The following is a 25,077-nucleotide window of genomic DNA, read 5'->3' as shown; positions in this document are numbered from 1 at the left end:
GATGCGGAAGCGTTGGCTATCTGCGGCCATTTCCTCGGTCTGGAACGTGGGCACGTTGCCGCAAGTGTGATCGTCGCGGATGTCGAGGCTAAAAATACTTTTTCTAGTCTTCATTTCTCACCGCCTTGATTGATGCGAAGCCACTTTGCTCCACGCCCCTTGCCGGTCGATTCGATCAGTCCCTCTGACTTCATCGCTCGTAATACCAGCCGTACCATGTCCCGGCTCACGCCCGGGCAGGCCTCTTCAATCTCGGAAATCGAGAACGGCAGGGTGCGCCCCAGAACTTCCGTCCGCACCCGGTCGCCCTTGCTGCCACGGCCACGCTCAATGGTGCCGACACGCTCCTCGAACTCGCGATAGGCTCGTAGCAAGGCACCCCAGAAGTAGTCGAGCCAGGGCTTTACGTCGTGCTGCCCCTGGTGCCAGCCCTGCGAACTGGCTTCCAGCGTCTCGTAATAGCCTTCCTTGGTGTCCTCGAAGATGCGTTCCAAGCTGATGTAGCGACCCACTGCATAGTCGAAGTGGTAGAGCAGCAGCAGGGTCAACAAGCGGGACATGCGACCGTTGCCGTCCGGGAAAGGGTGGATGCACAGGAAGTCGAGCATCGCCAGCGGCACCAGTACCAGCGGGTCGGCCAGGTGCTGATCCAGCGCGGTGGCGTAGCGCCCGGTCAGATCGGACATAGCCATGGGCGTGAGGTGCGCAGCGACTGGCTGGAAGCGCAGACGCGAAGTGCCATCCGGGTGACGCTCGATGATGTCGTTGTTGGTAGCCTTCCAGCGCCCGCCCGCCTGCGGCATATAGCGGTACAGCAGGGTGTGCAGTTGCAGCACTACGCCCTCGCTGAAGGGCATGTGCGCGGCCGATTCGTGGATCAGCGCCAAGGCGTCACGGTAGCCGGCGATCTCCTGTTCGGAACGGCTCTTTGGCGTTGCATTGCGGATGACCAGAGACTTCAACCGCGAGGGTGCGACGACAACGCCTTCCAGCCGGTTGGATGACTCGGTGGACTCCACCACCGCGATCTGGCGCAGGCCCTTGAGGGCTTCGGGCGACTGCGCGGCGTAGAGTTGCTGCTTGCCCTGGTACTCGCCCAGTGTGCGCAACGTGGCGGCCTGAGTGCCATCGAAGCGAAGCGCGGCAAGGTACTCGGGCGTGAGCGAGTGCATGTAAATGTAAGTCCAGGCTGTGTAAAGGGGGTAATCATAGCCTTTAAATGGGGCATTGTCTCCATAAATACCTCATTAAAGGTGTTTGATTACCCCGTTTCCTGAAAGTAGGCCCGGTCGCGAGGGGCTGGCATGGCCGACCAGGAAGGAAATGCCTAAAAGGGCAATAATTTCACAATTACCCTATTTACTCCATTGTTTACCCCATTCTCAGGCCCACAACTCAGGGCAAAGGCAAACGGCAAGGGAATGGCACTCAAGGGACAACGGCCCTATCCAGAAAAGAAAAGGCCGTTCTGCCCACTCGCTGCTGCGATACCCGGCCAAACCGTCTCTATGCTGTGCCGCTGCCCTCCGCAGCACTCAGATAGTCCGCCCAGTCCTGCAACAGTGTCCTTCTCTGATCCAGCAGCAGCGCCTTGTTGTACGTCGCCCTCACCTTGTTGCTTTCCACGTGGGCAAGCTGCCGCTCAATCGCATCAGGCCGGTATCCGTTCTCATTGGCCCAGGTGGAAAAGGTCGTCCGCCAGCAATGCGGTGTCGTACCCCGGCCCAGGTTCATGTCGCGCATTGCGTAGGTCAGCCGATTGGGCGTGGTGAAGCCCTTGCCGCTCCGGTGCGGGAACAGATAGCGCCCGCCGCCCGTGATGTGCTGCAAGTCTTTCAGCACCGCTACGGCCTGCGTGGACAACGGGCTGACATGGTCACGCCGCGCTTTCATCTTCGCCGCAGGCCGACGCCACAGAGCATCCTCAAAGTCGAACTCATCCCACTCGGCATCCGCCGCTTCCCCTGGACGGCAGGCGGTCAGCGCAATCAGCCGCAGGCACAACGAAGTTTCCGGGTAGCCCCGGTAGCCGCGCAACTCCTGATAGAACTTCTGGATTTGCTCTCGCGTCATCGCCGCCTTGCTCTCGCTGAACGGCACGCGCAGCAGCCCGCGCAGGCTGGGAATCGGGTTTGCCTCGACCAGCCCCCGCACCACTGCGAACTCAAAGATCGCCGACAGATCGCCTTTGACGTGAATGGCCGCCCAGGCTCCGTGGGACTTGCATTCCTCCAGCAGCGGGCGAATCTGCTTCACGCCAATGTCGCTCATCGGCAACCCATCAAACTTCGGCGACAGGTACTTCCTGATACGGGATTCTTTCGTCCGGTAGGAGCTGAGCGCAAAGACAGGCTTGATCTCGGCCAGGTACGCCTGCGCCACCTTGGCGAACGAGCTTTCCTTGGCGCGTTTGCGTTCCTCCAGCGCCTCCAGATTGCGCTGCTTGGCCTGCTGCCGCTCATGCGCAGGGTGGATACCTTGCTTGACCAAGGCACGCGCTTTCTCTCGAACCGCGCGCGCCTCCGCAAGGCTTACTTGAGGAAAGCCGCCAATGGCAAAGAGGTTCTCCCTGCCTTGCAGGCGGTACTTCCACCGCCAGAGCTTGCCGCCGGTGGGCCTGACCAGCAGGAACAGGCCCCCGCCGTCTGAAAGTTTCCAATCTCGATCAGTCGATTTGGCCGACCTGACCTTGAGGTCTGTGAGTAGATTCTCGGGCATCGTTGGACTCCACTGCGGGGAGATGTACCCCCACGGTTGAACACGAGTACCCCCAACGCTACCCCCGAATTTTCTGGACCTCGATGAACAATAGGAACGCTCGGTAGGCCGTATTGTTTACGCAACCCATTGATTTAAAAAAGGTCGACCAATCCACCAAGCGCTACTGAACGCCACCGAGATCCAGCAAAAATCGTCAGACGTTGAACAGGAAGTTCATCACGTCGCCGTCATGCACGACGTATTCCTTGCCTTCCGCGCGCATCTTGCCGGCTTCCTTCGCACCTTGCTCGCCTTTGTACGCGATGAAGTCGTCGAACGCGATCGTCTGCGCGCGGATGAAGCCGCGCTCGAAGTCGGTGTGGATCACGCCTGCCGCCTGCGGGGCCGTATCGCCGACGTGGATCGTCCACGCGCGCACTTCCTTCACGCCCGCGGTGAAGTAGGTCTGCAGGCCGAGCAGCTTGAAGCCCGCACGGATCACGCGGTCGAGGCCCGGCTCGTCCATGCCCATGTCGGCGAGGAACGCTTCCTTGTCCGCGTCGTCGAGATCGGCGATTTCCGCCTCGATCGCCGCGCACACCGCGACGACCGGCGCATTCTCGCTTTCCGCGTACTTGCGCACCGCGTCGAGGTGCGGGTTGTTCTCGAAGCCGTCGTCCTTCACGTTCGCGACGTACATCGCCGGCTTCGCGGTGATCAGGCAGAACGGCTTGAGCAGCGCCGCTTCGTCGTCGGACAGCGCGAGGCCGCGCACGGCCTTGCCCTGGTCGAGCTGCGCGCGCACCTTGTCGAGCACCGCGACGAGCTTCGCCGCTTCCTTGTCGTTGCCCGACTTGGCGGCCTTCGAGTAGCGCGTGAGCGCCTTCTCGACGGTGCCGAGGTCGGCGAGCGCGAGTTCGGTATTGATCACCTCGATGTCGTCGATCGGGCTCACCTTGCCGGCGACGTGGATGACGTTCTCGTCCTCGAAGCAGCGCACGACGTGCGTGATCGCGTCGGTTTCGCGGATGTTCGCGAGGAACTGGTTGCCGAGGCCTTCGCCCTTGCTCGCGCCCGCGACGAGGCCCGCGATGTCGACGAATTCGACGACGGCCGGCACGACACGCTCGGGGTTGATGATCTCGGCGAGCGCCTTCAGGCGCGTGTCCGGCACTTCGACGACGCCGACGTTCGGCTCGATCGTGCAGAACGGATAGTTCTCGGCGGCGATGCCGGCCTTGGTCAGCGCATTGAACAGGGTGGACTTGCCGACGTTGGGCAAGCCGACGATGCCGCATTTGAGGCTCATGGAATCCTTCGAACGGGTGAAGCGGCGCGGCCGGGCGGGGCGCGGCGGCGCGGGACAAGGGGACGGCCGTCGCGTCGCGCGACGAGCCGGCATTCAAAGGCGCTATTGTACCGTGCCGCCGCGCCGGTTTCCGGGCGTCGGCCGAACGGACGACGCCGCGCGGCCGTCCGCGGCGGCGCTATCCAGCGATTCCCCTGATTTCCCGCAAAGTCCGGCCGCATAAGGGTTTGGCCCCGCGGCTATAATGCCCGCCATGACTGCCCACCACATCTTCGACGTCGCCGTGGTCGGCGGCGGGCTCGTCGGCAAGACGGCCGCGCTCGCGCTGACCCAATCCGGCTACAAGACCGCATTGCTCGCCCAGCCGGCGACGCCGCGCCCCGCCGATCTCGCGTTCGACACGCGCATCTACGCGCTGTCGTCCAGCTCGCAGGCGCTGCTCGAACGGCTGCGCGTCTGGCAGGCGCTCGATCACACGCGGCTTGCGCCCGTCTACGACATGCGCGTCTACGGCGATGCGCACGCCGAACTCCATTTCTCCGCGTACCAGGCGTCGGTGCCGCAGCTCGCGTGGATCGTCGAATCGTCGCTGATCGAGACTTCGCTCGACGCCGCGCTGCGGTTCCAGCCGAACCTGACGTGGTTCGACGCGCGCGCGCAGGGTTTCGACGTGCGCGACGACGCGGCCGTGCTCACGCTGTCGTCGGGGCAGGTGCTCGAAGCCGATCTGGTCGTCGGCGCGGACGGCGCGCATTCGTGGGTCCGCTCGCAAATGGGGGCCAAGGTGGAGCGGCGCGACTATCGGCAGACGGGCGTCGTCGCGAATTTCAAGACGTCGCTGCCGCACCGCGAGACCGCGTATCAATGGTTCCGCGACGGCGAGATCGTCGCGCTGCTGCCGCTGCCGGACGGCCACGTGTCGCTCGTCTGGTCGGCGCACACCGCGCATGCGGACCAGTTGCTGGCGCTCGATCCCGCGCAGCTCGCGGCCGAAGTCGAGCGAGTCTCGCACGGGCAGGTCGGCACGCTCGAATGCGTGACGCCGGCGGCAGGCTTCCCGCTCGCGCTGCAGACCGTCGACAAGCTGATCGCGCCCCGCGTCGCGCTGGTCGGCGATGCCGCGCACCTGATCCACCCGCTCGCGGGCCAGGGGATGAACCTCGGGCTGCGCGACGTCGCCGCGCTCGCCGATGCGATCGCAGGCAAGGAGAGCTTCCGCAACCTCGGCGATACCGTGCTGCTGCGCCGCTACGAGCGGTCGCGCCGCGAGGACATCCGCGCGCTGATGATCGCGACCGACGGCCTGCAGCGGCTGTTCGCGGCGCCCGGCCCGTTCGCGAAGGCGGTGCGCAATGCGGGCATGGCGTTCGTCGGCGCGCAGCCGCTCGTCAAGCGCTGGCTCGTGTCGGCCGCGCTCGGCTGAGCGAACCTTCGTACACTTCCCGGGTCGGAGTCGGTTCCGTTACGGCGTACACTGTGCCGTGCACTCCGAATGAGCTGAAGGAAGACCTCGATGAAAAAAACGATCCGCATCGCCTCGCTGGCGCTGGCCGTCGCCGCGGCGACGCTGGGCTGCACCGCGCAGGCTGACCAGACCACCGACAAGCTGAAAGCGACGCTGCAGACCCGTCTCGGCGGCGACGCGCCGATCAAGAGCGTGGCGAAATCGCCGGTCGCCGGCCTGTACGAAGTGAATCTCGGCTCGCAGATCATCTACAGCGACGCGTCCGGCGACTACGTGCTGCTCGGCGATCTCGTCGATGCGAAAACGCGCAAGAACCTGACCGAGGCGCGCCTCGCCGAAATCAACAAGATCGACTTCGCGAGCCTGCCGTTCGCCAATGCGATCAAGGTCGTGAAGGGCAACGGCGCGCGCAAGATCGCCGTGTTCTCCGATCCGAACTGCCCGTACTGCAAGAAGCTCGAGACGACGCTGCAGTCGGTCGACAACGTGACGGTCTATACGTTTCTGTACCCGGTGCTGTCGCCGGATTCGACCGCGAAGTCGAAGGCGATCTGGTGCGCGACCGACCGCGCGAAGACGTGGGAGGGCTGGATGCTCGACCATCGCGTGCCGACGAACGCCGCGAGCTGCGACACGAGCGCGCTCGACAAGAACCTCGCGCTCGGCCGCGGGATGAACGTCACCGGCACGCCGACGATCTTCCTGCCGGACGGCCGCCGCCTGCCGGGCGCCGTGTCCGCCGAGCAGCTGAATCAGGCGCTCGCCTCGAACAAATAACCGCTTGATGCGCCGGGCACCCAGGCCCGGCCGGCGAGGGGCGCACGGGCTTCCTGCCCGGCGCCTCTCGTCGTTTCTGACGCCGCCTCCCCGACCGATTCCCACCATGAAAACGCCGATCCGCTATTCGATTGCCCCGAAAGATCCCGCCGCGCACCTGTTCGAGGTATCGGTGACGGTCGCCGATCCCGACCCGGAAGGGCAGCGGTTCTCACTGCCGGTGTGGATTCCGGGCAGCTACCTCGTGCGCGAGTTCGCGCGCAACATCGTGACGCTGCAGGCGTTCAACGAAGCCGGCCGCAAGGTGCGTGTCGCGAAGACCGACAAGCGCAGCTGGCAGGCCGCGCCGGTGAAGGGCGCGCTGACGCTGCGCTACGACGTCTATGCGTGGGACCTGTCGGTGCGCTCCGCGTACCTCGACGACACGGGCGGCTTCTTCAACGGCACGGCGGTGTTTCTGGGCGCCGTCGGCCGCGAGGACGCGCCGTGCGAGGTGGAGATCGCGAAGCCTGCGGGCGCGGCGTTCCGCACCTGGCGCGTCGCGACTGCGCTGCCCGAGGCGCGCGGCACGAAGCGCTACGCGTTCGGCGCGTATCGCGCATCGAACTATGACGAACTCATCGATCATCCGGTGACGATCGGCGAATTTGCGCTCGGCACGTTCGACGCGCACGGCGTGCCGCACGACATCGTGGTCGCGGGGCGCGTGACGCAGCTCGACATGGAGCGGCTGCGCACCGACCTGAAGCGCGTGTGCGACGCGCAGATCGCGCTGTTCGAGCCGAAGTCGAAGAAGGCGCCGATGGACCGCTACGTGTTCATGACGCTCGCGGTCAGCGACGGCTACGGCGGTCTCGAGCATCGCGCATCGACCGCACTGATCTGCAACCGCACCGATCTGCCGGTGAAGGGCCGCCCGGAAGCGTCGGAAGGCTATCGCACGTATCTCGGCCTGTGCAGCCACGAGTACTTTCATACGTGGAACGTGAAGCGCATCAAGCCGGCGGCTTTCGTGCCGTACGACCTCGCGCAGGAAAACTACACGTCGCTGCTGTGGCTGTTCGAAGGCTTCACGTCGTATTACGACGACCTGATGCTGGTGCGCAGCGGGCTGATGTCGCAGGCCGAATACTTCGCGACGCTCGGCCGCACGATCGGCGGCGTGCAGCGCGGCACCGGCCGCCTGAAGCAGAGCGTCGCCGAAAGCTCGTTCGACACATGGATCAAGTACTACCGGCAGGACGAGAACGCGACGAATGCGATCGTCAGCTACTACACGAAGGGCTCGCTCGTCGCGCTCGCGTTCGATCTCGCGATCCGCGCGCAGACTCGCCAGCGCAAGTCCCTCGACGACGTGATGCGACTGCTGTGGCAGCGCTACGGCCGCGATTTCTATCGCGGCAAGCAGGCCGGCGTCGGCGAGGATGAGGTCGAGGCTCTGATCGAGGAAGCGACCGGCGTCGCGCTCGGCCGCCTGTACGCCGATGCGGTGCACGGCACGCGCGACCTGCCGCTCGCCGACCTGCTCGCGCCGTTCGGCGTGACGCTCGAACCGGATCTCGGCGCGAACGGCGCGCAGGCGAAGCCGACGATCGGCGCGCGCCTGCGCGGCGGCGCGGACTGCACGCTGGCGGCGGTCTACGAGGACGGCGCCGCGCACCGCGCCGGGCTGTCGGCCGGCGACACGCTGATCGCGCTCGACGGGCTGCGCGTGACCGGCACGAACCTCGATGCGCTGCTCGCGCGCTACCGGCCGGGCGACAAGGTCGAGATTCACGCGTTTCGCCGCGACGAGCTGCGCACCGCGAAGCTGAAGCTCGACGGCCCCGAGGTCGCGCGCTACAAGCTCACCGCCGCGGCGAAACCGGCGGCGCTGCGCACCGCGCGGGAAGCCTGGCTGAAGGGTTGAGCGGGCGGGCTCCAGCAATCAGGGTGCAATGAGGGATCGATCAGGCATTGTTCTGCTGCTGCAACAATCCGTCGCCTTGAGCCTGCTTTTTCGGGATGGGGGCGCCGAGCACAATGGCGTCACTCGCGCTGAACAAGCGCAAACCAACTGGAGCCCGACATGACGACCATTCTGCAAATCAATTCCGCGGCGCGTACGCAAGGCGCGCAGTCCACGCTGCTGGCCAATGAGCTGACGGCAAAGCTGCAACAATCGAACCCCGGCGCGAAGGTCGTGGTCCGTGATCTGCTGGCCGATGCGCTGCCGCATCTCGACGAATCGGTGCTCGGCGCGTTCTTCACGCCGGCCGACCAGCGCAGCGCGGAACAGAATGCGATCGTCGCGAAGAGCGATGCGCTGATCGCCGAGCTGCAAGCCGCGGACGTCATCGTGATCGGCGCGCCGATGTACAACTTCGGCGTCTCGTCGCAACTGAAGACGTACTTCGACTGGATCGCACGCGCCGGCGTCACGTTCCGCTACACCGAGAACGGCCCGGAAGGCCTGATCAAGGGCAAGAAGGTGCACGTGGTGACGGCGCGCGGCGGCAAGTACCTCGGTACGCCGAACGACAGCCAGACCCCGTTCCTGCGCACGTTCCTCGGCTTCGTGGGCATGACCGACGTGAACTTCATTCATGCGGAAGGCCTGAACCTGGGGCCGGATGCGCAAGGTGCGGCGCTCGCCAGCGCACGCGAAGCGATCGCCGCCGTGTAAGGCCGGTGGCGGCGCGTCCGTCAGCCAAGGCAAACAAAAACGCTGCGCACCGGAAGGTGCGCGGCGTTTTTGCATGGGGGCCGGCAACAACCGGAAGCGCGGCGGCATTACGCGAACGTCTCGGCCTCGTCCGGCAGGCGCCAGTCGATCGGCGCGCGATCGTGCGCCGCGAGGTAATCGTTCGCGAGCGCGAAATGGCGGCAGCCGAGGAAGCCGCGATGCGCGGACAGCGGCGACGGATGCGGCGCCTCGAGCACGCAGTGCGCGTTGGCGTCGAACAGCGCGCGCTTGGCTTGCGCGTGCGCGCCCCACAGCATGAACACCAGCCCGCGATGGCGGTTCGCCAGCTCGTGGATCAGCGTGTCCGTGCATTGCTCCCAGCCGCGCTTCGCGTGGCTGGCTGCCGCGCCGCGCTCGACCGTCAGCACGGTGTTGAGCAGCAGCACGCCCTGGCGCGCCCATGAGTCGAGACAACCGTGACGCGGCGTGTCGTGGCCGAAGTTCGCGGCGATTTCCTTGAAGATGTTGCGCAGCGACGGCGGCGGCTTGACTGCCGGCGGCACCGAGAACGCGAGGCCGTGCGCCTGCGGCGTGCCGCGGTCGTCGCCGTGATACGGGTCCTGGCCGAGGATCACGACTTTCACGTCGTCCGGGCTCGTGAGCCGCAGCGCGCGGAATACGTCGGTCGGATAGACGGTCTTGCCGGCGGCGCGTTCGCTGTCGACGAAGCGGCACAGCGGGCCATAGGCGTCGCTGGCGACGAACGGCGCGAGGACCGCGCGCCACGTGTCGGGCAGCGCATCGAATTGGGCGGCGAGATGCTGGATGTCGCCCGGCGTCGCGGCAGGCGCGGCCGAGGAGGCGGGCGCCGGAGCTGCGGGGGCGGCGGCCGTGGGTGACGGGGAGCCGGCGGGTGTATCGGTGACGAGATCGTCGAACAGCGACGCCTGCTGCGGCGCGCGGGAAGTCTTGCGGGTTGCCATGCGTGATTATTGCGCGCGCAGCCGGTAGCCGCGCTGCGCCTTGCTGATGTTTTCGGGGGCGAGGCCGGGCAGCACCTGCTGCAACTCGGCGGCGAGCGTTGCGAGCGCCGACTCCGGGCCGTCGATCAGTTCGAGTTCGATTTCGCTGATCGGTTCGCGGCGCGTTTCGCTTTCGGTCTGAACGACGATCTCGCCGAGATCCACCGCCGCTTCGACGGTCGCGCCGCCGATCGCGATGCGCCACAGCGTGCGCGTGAAATCGGTGCGGAACAGCGCGCGCAGCGCGGGCGCCGCGCTGCGCAGTGCGTCGGCGGCTTCAGCCACGTCGCACGCGGCGACGAGCGCGTCGATCTCGAGCGCGTCGCCGGCCACCGGCAGTTCCCATTCGTGACGCCGATGCAGCCCGCCTTCCGCGGTGCCGACCGTCTTGAACGTCTGCAGCCAGCCGTGCGGCGTGCGGCGCACGCGCACCGCGCTCTTCGAGCGGGCGAGCGCGAGATCCGGCGTGTCGTAGTAGACGTTCACGAGCGCGATCTCGCGGCCGGGCTCGCCGGTCAGCGTCGCGCAGAACTGCTGCGCGGCCGCGGCCTGTCCGGCCGGCAGCGCGAGCTTGATTTCCTTTTCGATCGCCATCAGAAGAACATCCGTGCGAGCTCTTCGCCCGGTTGCTCGGCGCGCATGAACGCCTCGCCGACGAGGAACGTGTTCACGTTCGCCGCGCGCATCGTATCGACGTCGATGCGCGACAGGATGCCCGACTCGGTCACGACGATCCGGTCCGGCGGGATCATGTCGAGCATGTCGAGCGTGGTCCGGACCGACGTTTCGAACGTGCGCAGGTTGCGGTTGTTGATGCCGACGAGCGGCGTCTTGAGCGTCAGCGCCTGCTCCATTTCGTCGCGGTCGTGCACTTCGACCAGCACCGCGAGACCGAGCGAGTGCGCGTACGCCTCCAGGTCCTGCATCAGCGGCGTGTCGAGCGCGGCGGCGATCAGCAGGATCGCGTCGGCGCCCATCGCGCGCGCTTCGAGGATCTGGTATGCGTCGACGATGAAGTCCTTGCGCAGCACCGGCAGCGTGCAGGCCGCGCGCGCTTCCTCCAGATAGCGGACGCCGCCCTGGAAGAACTGCTCGTCGGTCAGTACCGACAGGCAGGCGGCGCCGTGCGTCGCGTACGACCGCGCGATGTCGGCCGGCACGAAGTGCTCGCGCAGCACGCCCTTCGACGGGCTGGCCTTCTTGATTTCGGCGATCACGGCGGGCTGGCCGGCCGCATGCTTCGCGCGCAGCGCGCCGACGAAGTCGCGCAGGTCGCGCGCGGACGCGTCCAGCTTCAGCGCTTCGAGCGGTGTGCTGCGCATGGCCGCCGCGATTTCTTCGCGCTTGACGGCAATGATTCGTTCGAGGATGTCGCTCATGGGAGTCTCGTGCTTGATTCGGGTTCGAAAGGGCGGATCAGCGCTTGAACTGCTGCGTGAAGCGCACCAGCTCGTCGACCTTCGCGCGTGCCTTGCCGCTCGCGATTGCCTCGCGGGCGAGCTGGATGCCGTCGGCGATCGACGCGGCGACGTTCGCCGCATACAGCGCGGTGCCCGCATTCAGCGTGACGATCTCGCGCGCGACGCCTGGCTGGTTGTCGAGCGCGCCGAGCAGCATCACGCGCGATTCGTCGGCATTTTCCACCTTCAGCGAGCGGTTCGACACCATCTGCAGGCCGAAGTCCTCCGGATGGATCTCGTACTCGTGCACCTCGCCGTCGCGCAGCTCGCCGACGAGCGTCGCGGCGCCGAGCGACACTTCGTCCATCCCGTCCTTGCCGTACACGACGAGCACGTGCTGCGCGCCGAGGCGCTGCATCACGCGCACCTGGATGCCGACGAGGTCCGGGTGGAACACGCCCATCAGCTGGTTCGGCGCGCCGGCCGGATTGGTCAGCGGGCCGAGGATGTTGAAGATCGTCCGCACGCCGAGCTCGCGGCGCACGGCCGCGATGTTCTTCATCGCCGGATGGTGGTTCGGCGCGAACATGAAGCCCATCCCGGTCTCGGCGATCGACGCGGCCACCTGGTCCGGCTGCAGGTCGATGTTGACGCCGAGCGCCTCGAGCACGTCGGCGCTGCCGGACTTGCTCGACACGCCGCGGTTGCCGTGCTTCGCGACCTTCGCGCCGGCCGCGGCCGTGACGAACATCGTCGCGGTCGAGATGTTGAACGTGTGCGAGCCGTCGCCGCCGGTGCCGACGATGTCGACGAAATTCGAGTTGTCCGCCACCTGCACGTGGTTCGCGAATTCGCGCATCACGGTCGCGGCGGCGGTGATTTCGCCGATCGTTTCCTTCTTTACGCGCAGGCCCGTGATGATCGCGGCGGCCATCACCGGCGACATGTCGCCGCGCATGATGAGCCGCATCAGGTGCAGCATCTCGTCGTGGAAGATCTCGCGGTGCTCGATCGTGCGCTGCAGCGCCTCCTGTGGGGTGATCGTCATCGTGAGGCTCCGGTCAGGCAGTGTGCGCGGCGGCTGCGCGCGCGTCTTTCAGGAAGTTCTCGAGCAGCGCGTGGCCGTGCTCGGACAGGATCGACTCCGGATGGAACTGTACGCCTTCGATCGGCAGCGTCTTGTGGCGCACGCCCATGATCTCGCCGTCGTCGGTCCACGCGGAGATTTCGAGGCAGTCCGGCAGCGATTCGCGCTCGATCGCGAGCGAGTGGTAGCGCGTGACGTCGAAGTGCTTCGGCAGGTCCGCGAACACGCCGCGGCAGTCGGTTTCGATCCGGCTCACCTTGCCGTGCATGATGGTCTTCGCGCGCACGACGCGGCCGCCGAACGCCTCGCCGATCGCCTGGTGGCCGAGGCACACGCCGAGGATCGGCTTCTTGCCCGCGAATTCGCGCAGCACGTCGAGCGTGATGCCCGCGTGCTGCGGATTGCTCGGTCCGGGCGACAGGCAGATCGCGGCCGGATTCAGGCGTGCGATCTCGTCGAGCGTGATCTCGTCGTTGCGATAGGTGCGCACGTCCTCGCCCAGTTCGCCGAAGTACTGGACCAGGTTGTAGGTGAACGAGTCGTAGTTGTCGATCATGAGCAGCATGGTCAGTCTCCGGTCAGAAGTCGCTGTCGAGGCCGTCTTGGACCTGCTCGGCCGCACGCAGCACCGCGCGCGCCTTGTTCTCGGTCTCTTGCCATTCGGATTCGGGCACCGAATCCGCGACGACGCCGGCCGCCGCTTGCACGTACAGGTTGCCGTTGTGGATCAGGCCGGTGCGGATCGCGATCGCGAGATCCATCTCGCCCGAGAACGACAGGTAGCCCACGGCGCCGCCGTACAGCCCGCGCTTGACCGGCTCGAGCTCGTCGATCAGCTCCATCGCGCGCACCTTCGGCGCGCCCGACAGCGTGCCGGCCGGGAACGTCGCGCGCAGCACGTCGTAGTTCGTCATGCCGGGCTTCAGCTTGCCTTCGACCGAGCTGACGATGTGCTGCACGTGCGAGTATTTCTCGATCACCATCTTGTCGGTCACCTGCACCGAGCCGATTTCCGCGATGCGGCCCACGTCGTTGCGCGCGAGGTCGATCAGCATCACATGCTCGGCGATCTCCTTCGGATCGTTGAGCAGTTCGGTCGCGAGTTCCGCGTCGCGTTCCGGCGTGTTGCCGCGCGGCCGCGTGCCGGCGAGCGGGCGGATCGTGACGATCTGGTCGTCGCCGCGCTTCTCCTGGCGCACGAGGATTTCCGGCGACGCGCCGACCACGTGGAAATCGCCGAAGTTGTAGTAATACATGTACGGCGACGGATTCAGCGAGCGCAGCGCGCGGTACAGCGACAGCGGGTTGTCGCGATACGGCTTCGTCAGGCGCTGGCCGACCTGGATCTGCATCAGCTCGCCGGCCGCGATGTATTCCTTCGCCTGGCGCACGGCGGACAGATAGTCTTCCTTCTTGAACTCGCGGAACGTCTCGGTGCGCACGCTCGCCGACGTGACGGGCGGCTGCACGGTCGTGCGCAGCCGCTGCTTCAGTTCGCGCAGGCGCTGCTTCGCCTTCGCGTACGCCTCGGGCTGGCCCGGATCGGCGTAGATGATCAGGTACAGCTTGCCGGCCAGGTTGTCGATGACCGCGACTTCCTCCGTCAGCAGCAACTGGATGTCGGGCAGGCCGAGATCGTCGCGCGGCGCGGTGTGCGCGAGCTTCTTCTCGATGTAGCGCACCGCGTCGTAGCCGAAGTAGCCGGCGAGGCCGCCGCAGAAGCGGGGCAGGCCCGGACGCTGCGCCACCTTGAAGCGTGCCTGGAACGCGGCGATGAATTCGAACGGATCGCCGTCGTGCGTCTCGACGACCTGGCCGTCGCGCACCACTTCGCAGATGCCGGCGCGAGCACGCACGAGCGTGCGGGCCGGCAGGCCGATGAACGAGTAGCGGCCGAAGCGTTCGCCGCCGACCACCGATTCGAGCAGGAACGAGTTGGCGCCGGTGCGTTCGGGCTGTGCCAGCTTCAGGTAGAGGGACAGCGGCGTTTCGAGATCGGCCAGGGCTTCCGCGATCAGCGGAATGCGGTTGTAGCCTTCGTTCGCGAGCGATTGGAATTCGAGTTCGGTCATGTTCCGGTCCTGTTCTGGACGAGCGGCGGGATGCGCCGGGGATCACGTGATGCTGCGCGGCTGCTGTCGGCGACACGGCGGTCGATCGTGGTGTGCCTGGTGCCGGCGGGCGGGCTCCGGAGCGCGAGCGTCGCCAGCCTGCGACCGTCCCTGAACGCAAGCGTTCGGGTGCGGTAGGACTCGAGGTGGTGCGGCGATCGGCGCGCGGATGCGCAGCGAGACAAAAAACGGCGCTGAAGACGTGCTTCAGCGCACCTCATCGAAGAGGTTAGCGCGACCAGCGACGCCAGGGCCAGGCTCCCCGGTCGATGCTGCTCAGACTCCGTTTTTTGTTCAGAAACATGCGGATGGAAGAATTAGATCAGACGGTTGGCCGGCCGGCGTTGTGCGCGGCGATCGCGCAGGCTGCGTCCAGCAACGAGCCGACTATACCATCCGAATTTATCGTTTGTATAGCTTTGCCATGGTTGTAGCCGTACGGCACCGTGAGCGTCGCCATGCCCGCCGCGCGGCCCGCGAGCGCGTCGTTTTCCGAGTCGCCGATCGCCACCGCGACGTCCGGCGCGACGCCGAGCGCATCGCACGCGGTCAGCATCGGCAGCGGGTCGGGCTTCTTGCGCGGCACGCTGTCGCCGCCGAGCACGATGCCGAAGCGGTCGATCAGCCCGTATTGCTCGAGCAGTTCGATCGCGAAGCGGTGCGGCTTGTTGGTCACGCACGCGAGCTTGATGCCGTCGGCGCGCAGCGCGTCGAGACCGGCCGCGACGTCCGGGTAGAGGCGCGTGTGGCGGCCGTTGATCTTCGCGTATTCGGCCTGGTAGATCGCGAGCGCGTCGTCGAAGCGCGCATGCGCTTCGTCTGCGGAAAAGCGCGGCTTCAGCACGCTCTGGATCAGATGCTCGGAGCCCTTGCCGACGTAGCCGATCACTTCTTCGCGCGACGTCGCCGGCGCACCGAGCGTCGCCAGCATGCCGTTCAGGCCAGCAGTGAAATCGTCGGCGGTATCGACCATCGTGCCGTCGAGGTCGATCAGCGCCGCGTCGATGCGCGGCGCGGCGAAGTGGATCGGCGCGGCCGGCTTAGGCGCGGCCGGCTCAGATGCGGCCGCTTTCGCTTCGGGCAGGGGCGATTCGCTCACGGCGTCAGCTCCGCGTGACTGTCGCGAGCTGGCTGCGCATCTCGTCGATCACCTTGCGATAGTCGGGCTTGCCGAAGATCGCCGAGCCCGCGACGAAGGTATCCGCGCCGGCCGCCGCGATTTCCGCGATGTTGTCGGCCTTCACGCCGCCGTCGACCTCGAGCAGGATCTCGCGGCCGGTGCGCTCCGTGTAGGCGTCGATGCGCGCGCGCGTCTCGCGCAGCTTGTTCAGCGTTTCCGGAATGAACGACTGGCCGCCGAAGCCCGGGTTCACGGACATCAGCAGCACGAAGTCGAGACGGTCCATCACGTAGTCGAGATAGTTCAGCGGCGTCGCCGGGTTGAACACGAGGCCGGCCTTGCAGCCGTGGTCGCGGATCAGCGACAGCGTGCGGTCGATGTGATCGGAGCCTTCCGGGTGGAAGCTGATCAGGTTCGCGCCCGCTTTCGCGAAATCGGGCACGATCCGGTCGACCGGGCGCACCATCAGGTGCACGTCGATCGGCACCTGCACGTGCGGACGGATCGCTTCGCAGACGAGCGGGCCGATCGTCAGGTTAGGAACGTAATGGTTGTCCATCACGTCGAAGTGGATCCAGTCGGCGCCGGCGGCGACCACGTTGCGGACTTCTTCGCCGAGCCGTGCGAAGTCGGCCGACAGGATGCTGGGAGCGATGCGGAATTGAGTCATGGCTGAGGAGCGGGGGACGGTGCGGCGCAAAACTGTCATTCTACCGCCGGGCGGCGGCGCGCGCGGTTGCGGGCCGGTGCCGCATGAAGCAGAATGCCGAACCAAAGCGGCGCGTCCGCGGCCCCGCGTCGGACGATGCAGGCGCGGGCCGGTCACTACCCAGCGGAATCACCATGAGTCAGTATCAGTTCACCGTGACGGTGAAAACCAGCTACTTGCCGGAACAATCCGACCCCGAACGCCGTCAATACGCATTCGCGTACACGCTGACGATCCGCAACAGCGGGCAGGTCGCGGCGCAGCTGATCGCGCGTCACTGGATCATCACGGACAGCGAGAGCCACGTGCAGGAAGTGAAGGGGCTCGGCGTCGTCGGCCACCAGCCGCTGCTGCAGCCGGGCGAGCAGTTCGAATACACGAGCTGGGCCGTGATCGCGACGCCGGTCGGCACGATGCGCGGTTCGTACTTCTGCGTTGCCGAGGACGGCGAGCGCTTCGACGCGCCGATCGACGAGTTCGCGCTGCACATGCCGCGCACGCTTCATTGAGCGTGCACGGCGCGGCGCACTCAGCGGGAAGGGCGGTCGTTGTTGCGGGCGTGCTTCTTCCGGCCCGAGGCTGTCCACGCGACGATGAAGATCAGCAGGGCGAGCGCGAGGAAGGCTTCCAGCGCGAAGATGAGCATCGGATATTGGTCGAGAAGATCTGACATGGCGGTTTCCATCAAGAACGAACATTGTATGTGGTTTGGCCCCCGGCTGGCGGGCTGGGCGGCGGCGGTCGCGACGGCGGCGCTGCTTGCAGCGTGCGGCGGTGCGCCGACGCGGACGTCTTCCCTGAAGCCGCCGGCCGGCGCGGCGATCGTGCCGGGGCAGGTCGCAGCCACGCGGCTGACGCCGGTCGCCTGGCAGCAGGTGCCGGGCTGGCAGGACGACTCGCTGATCGGCGCGACGGTCGCGCTGCGGCAGAACTGCGCGCGGCTGGCGCGCCAGGCTGCATGGCAGCGTGCGTGCGCGGCGGCCGAGCGGCTCGACGAGCTCGACGTCAGCAGCGCGCGTGCATTCTTCGAAACGTATTTCACGCCGTTCCAGTTCGCGAACAGCGACGGCACGCTCGACGGCCTCGTCACCGGCTATTACGAGCCGCTGCTGCGCGGTTCGCGCGTGCGGCGCGGGCCGTATCAAACCGCGCTCTACCGCTGGCCGGCCGGCTATCGCGCGGGCGCCGCGCTGCCGGCGCGGGCGCAGCTCGAGCGCGCAGGCGTCCTGAACGGCAACGAGCTGGTGTGGGTCGACGATCCGATCGAGGCGTTCTTCCTGCAGGTGCAGGGCTCCGGGCGCGTGTTGCTCGACGACGGCTCGGTGATGCGGGTCGGCTACGGCGGCACCAACAACCAGCCGTACCGCTCGATCGGCAAGTGGCTGATCGACCGCGGCGAGCTGACGCCGGCCCAGGCGACGATGCAGGGCATCAAGGCGTGGGCGAAGGCGAACCCGACCCGCGTCGACGCGCTGCTCGACACGAATCCGCGTTTCGTGTTCTTCCGCGAGATGCCGTCGAAGGAAGAGGCGCCGCACGGCGGCGCGGACGGTCCGGTCGGCGCGCTCGGCGTGCCGCTGACGCCCGAGCGTTCGATCGCGGTCGATCCGTCGGCGATTCCGCTTGGCACGCCGGTGTTCCTGCAGACGACGCGTCCGTTGACCAACACGCCGATGAATCGCCTCGTGTTCGCGCAGGATACGGGCAGCGCGATCAAGGGCGGCGTGCGGGCCGACTACTTCTGGGGGCTCGGCGACGATGCCGGCGACCAGGCGGGGCGGATGAAGCAGATCGGCCGGATGTGGCTGCTGTTCCCGAACTCGTGATGCAGGCGGCAGGCAGGCGCTTCGCGGAAGTTGCTTGATGCACGAGGCTGGATGACAAAGCCCGATCGGTTCGAAACCGATCGGGCTTTTTGCATTGGCGGGCGACGCCCGCGTCAACCCTTGCGTTTGTCCACGACCCGGCGCGCCTTGCCGACCGAACGCTCGATGCCGTTGACCGGCAGCACGTTGACCACCGCGGTCACGCCGATCAGCGACTTGATATCGTGCGCGAGCGCCTGCTTCGCCGCGTTGATCGTCGCCGTGTCCGGCGCGGTCTCGGGGCAGGGTTCCACGTTCAGCGTCAGCACGTCGAGCGGGCCCTCCTTCGTCAGCACGATCTGGTAGTGCGGCGCGAGCGCGCGCTGCCGGAGCAGCTGTTCCTCGATCTGCGTCGGGAACACGTTGACGCCGCGCACGATCATCATGTCGTCCGAGCGCCCGGTGATCTTTTCCATCCGGCGCATCGTGCGCGCGGTGCCGGGCAACAGGCGCGTCAGGTCGCGGGTCCGGTAGCGAACGATCGGCAGCGCCTCCTTCGTCAGCGACGTGAACACGAGCTCGCCCAGCTCGCCGTCGGGCAGCACTTCGCCCGTCTCCGGATCGATGACTTCCGGATAGAAATGGTCTTCCCAGATCGTCGGGCCGTCCTTGGTCTCGACGCATTCGGATGCGACGCCAGGGCCGATCACTTCGGACAGCCCGTAGATGTCGACCGCGTCGATGCCCATGCGGCGCTCGATCGCGGTGCGCATGTCGTTGGTCCACGGCTCCGCGCCGAAGATGCCGATGCGCAGCGAGCTTTGCGCGGGATCGACGCCTTGCCGCTCGAACTCGTCGGCGATCGACAGCATGTAGCTCGGCGTCACCATGATGATGTCCGGACGGAAATCCTGGATCAGTTGCACCTGCTTCTCGGTCTGCCCGCCGCCGAACGGGATCACGGTCAGCCCGGCGCGTTCCGCGCCGTAATGCGCGCCGAGTCCGCCCGTGAACAGGCCGTAACCGTAGCTGATGTGCACCTTGTCACCCTGGCGCGCGCCGGCGGCGCGGATCGAGCGGGCGACCAGATTGGCCCAGGTGTCGATGTCGCGCGCCGTGTAGCCGACCACCGTCGGCTTGCCGGTCGTGCCCGACGATGCGTGGATGCGCGAGATCCGGTCTTGCGGCACGGCGAACATGCCGAACGGATAGCTGTCGCGCAGGTCGCTCTTGGTGGTGAACGGGAAGCGGGCCAGGTCGGCCAGCGTTTTCAGGTCGTCCGGATGCACGCCCGCTTCGTCGAACTTGCGGCGATAGACCGGGGAATGCAGGTAGGCATGCCGGAGCGACCATTTAAGGCGCTCGAGCTGCAGCGCGGCCAGCTCGTCGCGAGTCGCGGTCTCGATCGGCTCGAGCGGTAGCGGGGTAGTCATGCGTGTCTCCAGTATTTGTTATGTGCGGGCCGTTGCGTCAGCGGTCGTCCGGAATGACCGTGCCCTTGATCTGGGCCGACTTGCCGCGGAACATCGCAACCGTTTCGCCGGCCTGATTCGTGACGCGGATATCGTAGATGCCGTATCGGCCGTTGCGCGTCTGCTCGACGGCCTCGGCGGTCAGTATGTCGCCGCCGTGCACCGGGCGCAGGAATTCGATCGAGCAGCCGGCCGCGACCGTGTTGAGGTTGTACGAATTGCAGGCGAACGCGAACGTCGAATCGGCGAGCGTGAAGATGAGCCCGCCATGACAGATCTGATGGCCGTTCAGGAAGTCGGCGCGCACCGGCATGCGCATGCGCGCGTAGCCGGGACGCACTTCGGCGAGCTCCATGCCCAATGCGCGGCTGCACGCATCCGCGTCGTACATCGCCTGCGCGGTGGCCCGTGCGAGCGCGTCGGGGCTGCGCGTTTCGGCTGAGCCGTTCATGTCAGCGCCCCTCGAAGCGCGGTGCGCGCTTCTCGATGAACGCCTTCACGCCTTCCGCGTAGTCGTGCGATTGGCCCAGCTTGCGCTGCAGGTCGCGTTCCAGGTCGAGCTGCTGATCGAGCGTATGCGTGGTGCTTTCGCGCATCGCCTGCTTGACCGAAGCGATCGCGAGCGTCGGTTGCTGCGCGAGTTGGGCGGCGAGCTGGCGGGCAGTCGTGGCGAGCGCATCGTCGTCGACGGCGCGCCAGATCAGTCCCCATTGCTCGGCTTGCTCGGCGCCCAGCTTGTCGCCGGTCAGCGCGAGCCCGAGCGCGCGCGCCATGCCGATACGCTGCGGCAGGAACCAGGTGCCGCCGGAGTCCGGCACGAGCCCGATCTTGACGAAAGCCTGGATGAAGCTGCTCGAACGTGCGGCCAGCACGAGGTCGCATGCGAGCGCGAGGTTGGCGCCTGCGCCGGCGGCCGTACCGTTGACGGCGGCGATCACCGGTATCGGCAGGCGCTGCAGACGCCGGACCAGCGGATTGAAATGCTCATCGATCAATGCACCGAGATCGGTCGACGCACCGGGGGTGAAATCGAGATCGGCGAGGTCCTGGCCGGCGCAGAAGCCACGCCCCGCGCCCGTCAGGATCAATGCGCGCGCGTTGCCGGATTCGACGTCATCAAGCGCCGACTGCAGTTCGCGATGCATCGCCCGCGTAAAGCTGTTCAGCTTGTCCGGACGGTTGAGCGTGATCGTCGCCACGCGGGTGGCCTGATCGATATCCAGCTGGATCGCTTGATATGACATGCAGTCTCTCCTTGATGACTTCGTTATAGGCGCGTCGCGCTTCGGTTACACCCGCTCGATCGCGAGCGCGATACCTTGTCCGACGCCGATGCACATCGTGCAGAGCGCGAAACGACCGCCGGTGCGCTCGAGTTGATAAAGCGCCGTCGTGACGAGACGCGCGCCGGATGCGCCGAGCGGATGGCCGAGTGCGATCGCGCCGCCATTCGGGTTCACGCGCGGGTCGTCGTCCGCGACGCCCAGCGTCCGCAGCACCGCGAGCCCCTGCGACGCGAACGCCTCGTTCAGCTCGATCACGTCGAACTGGTCGATCGTCATGTCGAGGTGAAGCAGCAGCTTTTGCACGGCCGGCGCCGGGCCGATGCCCATTACGCGCGGCGCGACGCCGGCGGTCGCCATGCCGACGACGCGCGCGCGGCGACGCAGGCCATACTGGTCGGCCGCTTCGGCATTCGCGAGCAGCAGCGCCGCTGCGCCGTCGTTGACGCCCGACGCGTTGCCGGCCGTGACCGTGCCGTCCGGGCGCACGACGCCCTTGAGCTTCGCCAGCGTCTCCAGCGACGTCTCGCGCGGATGCTCGTCGCGCGATACGACGAGCGGGTCGCCCTTTTTCTGTGGGATCGTCACCGCGACGATCTCCTCCGCCAGCGTGCCGTCCTGCTGCGCGCGCGCGGCCTTCTGCTGGCTGCGCAGCGCGAACAGGTCCTGGTCGGCGCGGCTGATCTGGTAGTCGGTCGCGACGTTTTCGGCGGTTTCCGGCATCGAATCGACGCCGTATTGCTGTTTCATCAGCGGATTGATGAAGCGCCAGCCGATCGTCGTGTCGAAGATGTCGGCCTGGCGCGCGAACGCGCTCGCCGACTTGCCCATCACGAACGGCGCGCGGGTCATGCTCTCGACGCCGCCCGCGATCATCAGCCGCGCTTCCCCGGACTTGATCGCGCGCGCGGCCGAGCCGACCGCGTCCATTCCGGAGCCGCACAGGCGGTTCAGCGTCGTGCCCGGCACGGCGGTCGGAAGGCCCGCCAGCAGCGCGGACATGCGCGCGACGTTGCGGTTGTCCTCGCCCGCCTGATTCGCGCAGCCGTAGATTACGTCGTCGATCGCCGACCAGTCGACGTCGCGGTTGCGCTCGATCAGCGCCCGGATCGGTACCGCGCCGAGATCGTCGGCACGGACATCTTTCAAGGCGCCGCCGTAGCGGCCGATGGGGGTGCGAATCGCATCGCAGATGTAGGCGTCAGTCATGGGCGTATCGGTGGAAAGCGAACCCGCCGCGCCGGGCGGCGGGTTCGTTCATGGTAGAGGACGGCGCGGCGTTTGCACGTCGGCCGTACGGGTTATGCCGTTTGGCCGGCTTCCGCAGGCGCGGCCTTCGGCGCAACATGGACACGGCTCTGCACCACGCGGAACCGGTTGGCGACGAATGCCGAATCTGCGAGCGCCGCATTGGCGGCCGGATTCGCGCCCGTGCCGTGGAAGTCCGAGAATGCGGCGGACTGGTTGACGAACACGCCCCCGGTCAGGTTGATGGACAGCGCGACGCCGCCGCGCACCGCCGCGTCGTGCGCCGCGTCGATCACGGCATCGTCCGTGCTGTACGCGGAGAGCGTGAGCGCGCCGTGTTCCGCGGCAATCGCGCCGGCGAGATCGAGCGACTGGGCCGTCGAGTCGGTCGCGATCACGAACGAGATCGGCCCGAACCATTCCTGCGTGAATTTCTCGCGGTCGGCGGCGTCGAGCTGGAGCACGAGCGGAGTGCGAACGCGCGCGTCGGGGAAGGCGGGGTGCTGCAGCGCCTGGCTGTCCGCGAGCACGCGGCCGAGCTTGCGCGCATCGTCGATTCGCGCCGTGACGCCGTCGTTCTGGATCGCGCCGATCAATTCGACCGAGCGTGCCGGGTCGCCGGTCAGTTTCTGCACCGCGACGGCGATCGCCTGCGCGACTTCGTCGAAGCTCGCGTGCCCGTCGGCAGTCCGGATGCCGCCGCGCGGCACGTAGATGTTCTGCGGTGCCGTGCACATCTGGCCGGAGTACAGCGACAGCGAGAAGGCGATGTTCTTGGCTGCGGCCTTCAGGTCGTCCACCGAGTCGATCACGATCTGGTTGACGCCGGCCTTCTCGGTATAGACCTGGGCCTGATGGGCATGGCGTTCGAGCCACGTGCCGTTCTGCGTGCTGCCGGTGAAGTCGATCAGCTTGATTTCCGGGCGGAGTGCGAGGTCCTGCACGAGCGCGCCGTCGTTCGGCTCGGTCGCGAGCAGCGTGACGACGTTCGGATCGAAGCCTGCTTCGCGCAGCACTTCGCGTGCGATCCGGACGGTGATCGCCAGGGGCAGGATCGCGCCCGGATGAGGTTTGACGATCACGGTATTGCCCGTCGCCAGATCGGCGAAGAGGCCCGGATAGCCGTTCCAGGTCGGGAACGTGCAGCAGCCGAGCACGAGCCCGGTGCCGCGCGGCACGATCGTGTAGCGCTTGTGCATCGCGAGCGGCGGGTTCTTGCCTTGCGGCTTTTCCCAGTGAGCATCGGCCGGGATGCGTCGCAGTTCGTCCCATGCATACGCGACGGCCTCGAGCGCGCGGTCTTGTGCATGCGGGCCGCCGGCCTGGAACGCCATCATGAACGCCTGGCCGGTGGTGTGCATCACGCTGTACGCGATCTCGAAGCTGGCGCGATTCAGGCGCGCGAGGATTTCCATGCAGACACCGATCCATGCGGTCGGTCCGGCCTTGCGCCACGCGGGCTGGGCCGCCGCCGCCGCGGCGATCAGCGCATCGGGCGTCGATTTCGGGTACCGCACGCCCAGTCCGATGCCGTACGGCGACCGCTCGGCGCCGACCGTTTCGCCGGCCGCGGGCTGGTCGAGCGCGAAGGTCTTGTCGAGGTGAGACTTGAACGCCGCCTCGCCGTCGGCGCTGGCGCTTTCCCCGTACACTTTGGGACTGGGCATTTCGACGAACGGGCTCCAGTAGCCGCGGCTCTCGATGGCGGCGAGTGCGTGCTTCAGCGTGTCTTCGTGCTTCGTGAACAGTGGGTGGGTCATGGCGGCAGCCTGATGGACGTTAAGGGGAATTGGATCGATTAATTAACCGACCGGTTGGTCGGAGAATGGTAGCATCAATCTATTCGCGTGTGCGAGGCGTTTCGCATTTCATTGATCGAGGAGAAATAGATGGCTTACGAGAACATCCTGGCGGAGACCCGAGGCCGCGTCGGCCTTATTACGCTGAACCGGCCGAAGGCGCTGAATGCGCTGAACGATGCGCTGATGGATGAGCTGGGCGCGGCGCTCAAGGCATTCGATGCCGACGAGGGAATCGGCGCGATCGTCGTGACGGGCAGCGAGAAGGCGTTCGCGGCGGGTGCGGACATCGGCATGATGTCGACCTATTCCTATATGGATGTTTACAAGGGCGACTACATCACGCGGAACTGGGAAGTCATCCGCCAGATCCGCAAGCCGATCATTGCTGCGGTCGCGGGGTTTGCGCTGGGCGGCGGCTGCGAACTGGCGATGATGTGCGACATCATCTTCGCGGCGGACACGGCGAAGTTCGGTCAGCCCGAAATCAAGCTCGGCATCATGCCGGGCGCGGGGGGCACGCAGCGCTTGCCGCGCGCGGTGTCTAAGGCCAAAGCGATGGACATGTGCCTGACCGCGCGTTTCATGGATGCCGCCGAGGCCGAGCGGGCCGGGCTGGTGTCTCGGGTGCTGCCTGCCGACAAGTTGCTGGACGAGGCCATCGAGGCTGCGACGACGATTGCCGAGTATTCATTGCCGGCGGTCATGATGGTCAAGGAGTCGGTGAACCGCGCATACGAGACCACGCTGGCCGAGGGCGTGCATTTCGAGCGCCGGCTGTTCCACTCGATGTTCGCGACGGAAGATCAGAAGGAAGGGATGGCTGCGTTCGTCGAAAAGCGGAAGCCGGTGTTCAAGCACCGCTGACGGACGGTCATACTGGGCGAGCACGCGATTCATCAGCGTAAAAGCCCCCGTGCGCGGCAGCGCACGGGGGCTTTTACATTTATTTCGCGAAACCCCTTGCGCTTGGCGCGAGACGTGCCTAGAATCACGCCTCTTTCGCGCTGACGGCAACGCGGCGCGGAAGGGGAAGCGGAGCTGGTGGGAGGTCCTGTTGGGGCGCCCGGTCAGCGAAGGAAGATGAACCCCGCAGTCGCAACGA

23 protein-coding genes are annotated in these 25,077 nt (G+C 66.6%); 7 read left to right on the top strand and 16 right to left on the bottom strand.

Annotation, left to right across the window (positions count from 1 at the left end):
- Window positions 1–110 precede the first annotated feature (110 nt).
- From HWX31_RS32505 to ychF, 3 genes are all read right to left on the bottom strand, one after another.
- The gene (locus tag HWX31_RS32505) at window positions 111–1,172 is read right to left on the bottom strand and encodes a Fic family protein (RefSeq protein WP_174959560.1); all 1,062 of its coding nucleotides are present in this window, start codon (window positions 1,170–1,172) and stop codon (window positions 111–113) included.
- A 334-nt stretch (window positions 1,173–1,506) separates the two neighbouring features.
- Window positions 1,507–2,718, bottom strand: a complete 1,212-nt coding sequence (locus HWX31_RS32500; protein WP_174959563.1) for a tyrosine-type recombinase/integrase — start codon at window positions 2,716–2,718, stop codon at window positions 1,507–1,509.
- Between the two features lie 196 nt (window positions 2,719–2,914).
- Complete coding sequence (gene ychF, locus HWX31_RS32495; RefSeq protein WP_059612157.1) at window positions 2,915–4,009, bottom strand: redox-regulated ATPase YchF; 1,095 nt, start codon at window positions 4,007–4,009, stop codon at window positions 2,915–2,917.
- A 244-nt stretch (window positions 4,010–4,253) separates the two neighbouring features.
- Between ychF and HWX31_RS32490 the strand changes: the two genes are divergently transcribed.
- The 4 genes from HWX31_RS32490 to HWX31_RS32475 all read left to right on the top strand — a co-directional run bounded on the left by HWX31_RS32490 (window position 4,254) and on the right by HWX31_RS32475 (window position 8,916).
- Window positions 4,254–5,432, top strand: a complete 1,179-nt coding sequence (locus HWX31_RS32490; protein WP_174959565.1) for a UbiH/UbiF family hydroxylase — start codon at window positions 4,254–4,256, stop codon at window positions 5,430–5,432.
- A 90-nt stretch (window positions 5,433–5,522) separates the two neighbouring features.
- Window positions 5,523–6,251 carry a DsbC family protein gene (locus tag HWX31_RS32485; RefSeq protein ID WP_174959567.1) on the top strand — a complete coding sequence of 243 codons (729 nt, stop codon included), beginning with the start codon at window positions 5,523–5,525 and terminating at the stop codon, window positions 6,249–6,251.
- Between the two features lie 106 nt (window positions 6,252–6,357).
- Window positions 6,358–8,160 carry a M61 family metallopeptidase gene (locus HWX31_RS32480; RefSeq protein ID WP_174959569.1) on the top strand — a complete coding sequence of 601 codons (1,803 nt, stop codon included), beginning with the start codon at window positions 6,358–6,360 and terminating at the stop codon, window positions 8,158–8,160.
- 159 nt (window positions 8,161–8,319) lie between these two features.
- A complete protein-coding gene (locus HWX31_RS32475; RefSeq protein WP_059612165.1) occupies window positions 8,320–8,916 on the top strand; it encodes an FMN-dependent NADH-azoreductase in 597 nt (198 codons plus the stop codon).
- Window positions 8,917–9,023: 107 nt separating this feature from the next.
- Here HWX31_RS32475 and HWX31_RS32470 read toward each other — a convergent pair whose 3' ends face one another.
- From HWX31_RS32470 to rpe, 8 genes are all read right to left on the bottom strand, one after another.
- Complete coding sequence (locus tag HWX31_RS32470; protein WP_174959571.1) at window positions 9,024–9,899, bottom strand: uracil-DNA glycosylase; 876 nt, start codon at window positions 9,897–9,899, stop codon at window positions 9,024–9,026.
- A 6-nt stretch (window positions 9,900–9,905) separates the two neighbouring features.
- Entirely contained in the window at window positions 9,906–10,532 is a 627-nt protein-coding gene (locus tag HWX31_RS32465; RefSeq protein ID WP_174959573.1) for a CYTH domain-containing protein, read from the bottom strand.
- Complete coding sequence (gene trpC, locus HWX31_RS32460) at window positions 10,532–11,317, bottom strand: indole-3-glycerol phosphate synthase TrpC (RefSeq protein ID WP_174959575.1); 786 nt, start codon at window positions 11,315–11,317, stop codon at window positions 10,532–10,534. Before trpC ends, HWX31_RS32465 begins: the two co-directional genes overlap by 1 nt.
- A gap of 37 nt (window positions 11,318–11,354) precedes the next feature.
- Window positions 11,355–12,386 carry an anthranilate phosphoribosyltransferase gene (gene trpD, locus HWX31_RS32455; RefSeq protein ID WP_059612173.1) on the bottom strand — a complete coding sequence of 344 codons (1,032 nt, stop codon included), beginning with the start codon at window positions 12,384–12,386 and terminating at the stop codon, window positions 11,355–11,357.
- Between the two features lie 13 nt (window positions 12,387–12,399).
- Entirely contained in the window at window positions 12,400–12,990 is a 591-nt protein-coding gene (locus HWX31_RS32450; RefSeq protein WP_042583028.1) for an aminodeoxychorismate/anthranilate synthase component II, read from the bottom strand.
- A 13-nt stretch (window positions 12,991–13,003) separates the two neighbouring features.
- The gene (trpE, locus tag HWX31_RS32445) at window positions 13,004–14,497 is read right to left on the bottom strand and encodes an anthranilate synthase component I (protein ID WP_174959577.1); all 1,494 of its coding nucleotides are present in this window, start codon (window positions 14,495–14,497) and stop codon (window positions 13,004–13,006) included.
- 361 nt (window positions 14,498–14,858) lie between these two features.
- The gene (locus HWX31_RS32440; RefSeq protein WP_174959600.1) at window positions 14,859–15,620 is read right to left on the bottom strand and encodes a phosphoglycolate phosphatase; all 762 of its coding nucleotides are present in this window, start codon (window positions 15,618–15,620) and stop codon (window positions 14,859–14,861) included.
- 19 nt (window positions 15,621–15,639) lie between these two features.
- Window positions 15,640–16,326 (bottom strand): ribulose-phosphate 3-epimerase, encoded by a 687-nt coding sequence (rpe, locus tag HWX31_RS32435; protein WP_010092804.1) that lies wholly within the window; start codon window positions 16,324–16,326, stop codon window positions 15,640–15,642.
- A 173-nt stretch (window positions 16,327–16,499) separates the two neighbouring features.
- On the opposite strand from rpe, the gene apaG reads away from it, so the two are divergent.
- Both apaG and mltA read left to right on the top strand, forming a co-directional pair.
- Window positions 16,500–16,874 (top strand): Co2+/Mg2+ efflux protein ApaG, encoded by a 375-nt coding sequence (gene apaG, locus HWX31_RS32430; protein WP_017333705.1) that lies wholly within the window; start codon window positions 16,500–16,502, stop codon window positions 16,872–16,874.
- Window positions 16,875–16,958: 84 nt separating this feature from the next.
- On the top strand, window positions 16,959–18,191 hold the full coding sequence (gene mltA, locus HWX31_RS32425; RefSeq protein WP_080406037.1) for a murein transglycosylase A: 1,233 nt from the start codon (window positions 16,959–16,961) through the stop codon (window positions 18,189–18,191).
- Between the two features lie 113 nt (window positions 18,192–18,304).
- On the opposite strand, the gene paaK is transcribed toward mltA, so the two are convergent.
- From paaK to paaN, 5 genes are all read right to left on the bottom strand, one after another.
- The gene (gene paaK, locus HWX31_RS32420; RefSeq protein WP_174959579.1) at window positions 18,305–19,603 is read right to left on the bottom strand and encodes a phenylacetate--CoA ligase PaaK; all 1,299 of its coding nucleotides are present in this window, start codon (window positions 19,601–19,603) and stop codon (window positions 18,305–18,307) included.
- Between the two features lie 37 nt (window positions 19,604–19,640).
- Complete coding sequence (gene paaI / locus HWX31_RS32415) at window positions 19,641–20,093, bottom strand: hydroxyphenylacetyl-CoA thioesterase PaaI (protein WP_059612194.1); 453 nt, start codon at window positions 20,091–20,093, stop codon at window positions 19,641–19,643.
- 1 nt (window position 20,094) lies between these two features.
- Entirely contained in the window at window positions 20,095–20,886 is a 792-nt protein-coding gene (gene paaG / locus HWX31_RS32410) for a 2-(1,2-epoxy-1,2-dihydrophenyl)acetyl-CoA isomerase PaaG (RefSeq protein ID WP_174959581.1), read from the bottom strand.
- Between the two features lie 45 nt (window positions 20,887–20,931).
- Entirely contained in the window at window positions 20,932–22,134 is a 1,203-nt protein-coding gene (pcaF, locus tag HWX31_RS32405) for a 3-oxoadipyl-CoA thiolase (RefSeq protein ID WP_174959583.1), read from the bottom strand.
- 92 nt (window positions 22,135–22,226) lie between these two features.
- Entirely contained in the window at window positions 22,227–23,933 is a 1,707-nt protein-coding gene (paaN, locus tag HWX31_RS32400) for a phenylacetic acid degradation protein PaaN (RefSeq protein ID WP_174959585.1), read from the bottom strand.
- A gap of 129 nt (window positions 23,934–24,062) precedes the next feature.
- On the opposite strand from paaN, the gene HWX31_RS32395 reads away from it, so the two are divergent.
- Complete coding sequence (locus HWX31_RS32395) at window positions 24,063–24,839, top strand: enoyl-CoA hydratase (protein ID WP_174959587.1); 777 nt, start codon at window positions 24,063–24,065, stop codon at window positions 24,837–24,839.
- Window positions 24,840–25,077: the final 238 nt, after the last annotated feature.

The organism is Burkholderia ubonensis (assembly GCF_902833085.1).
In the GTDB taxonomy this organism is placed as follows: domain Bacteria; phylum Pseudomonadota; class Gammaproteobacteria; order Burkholderiales; family Burkholderiaceae; genus Burkholderia; species Burkholderia ubonensis.
Note: the sequence above shows the minus strand (reverse complement) of the source record. Positions and strands in the feature narration are given on the sequence as shown.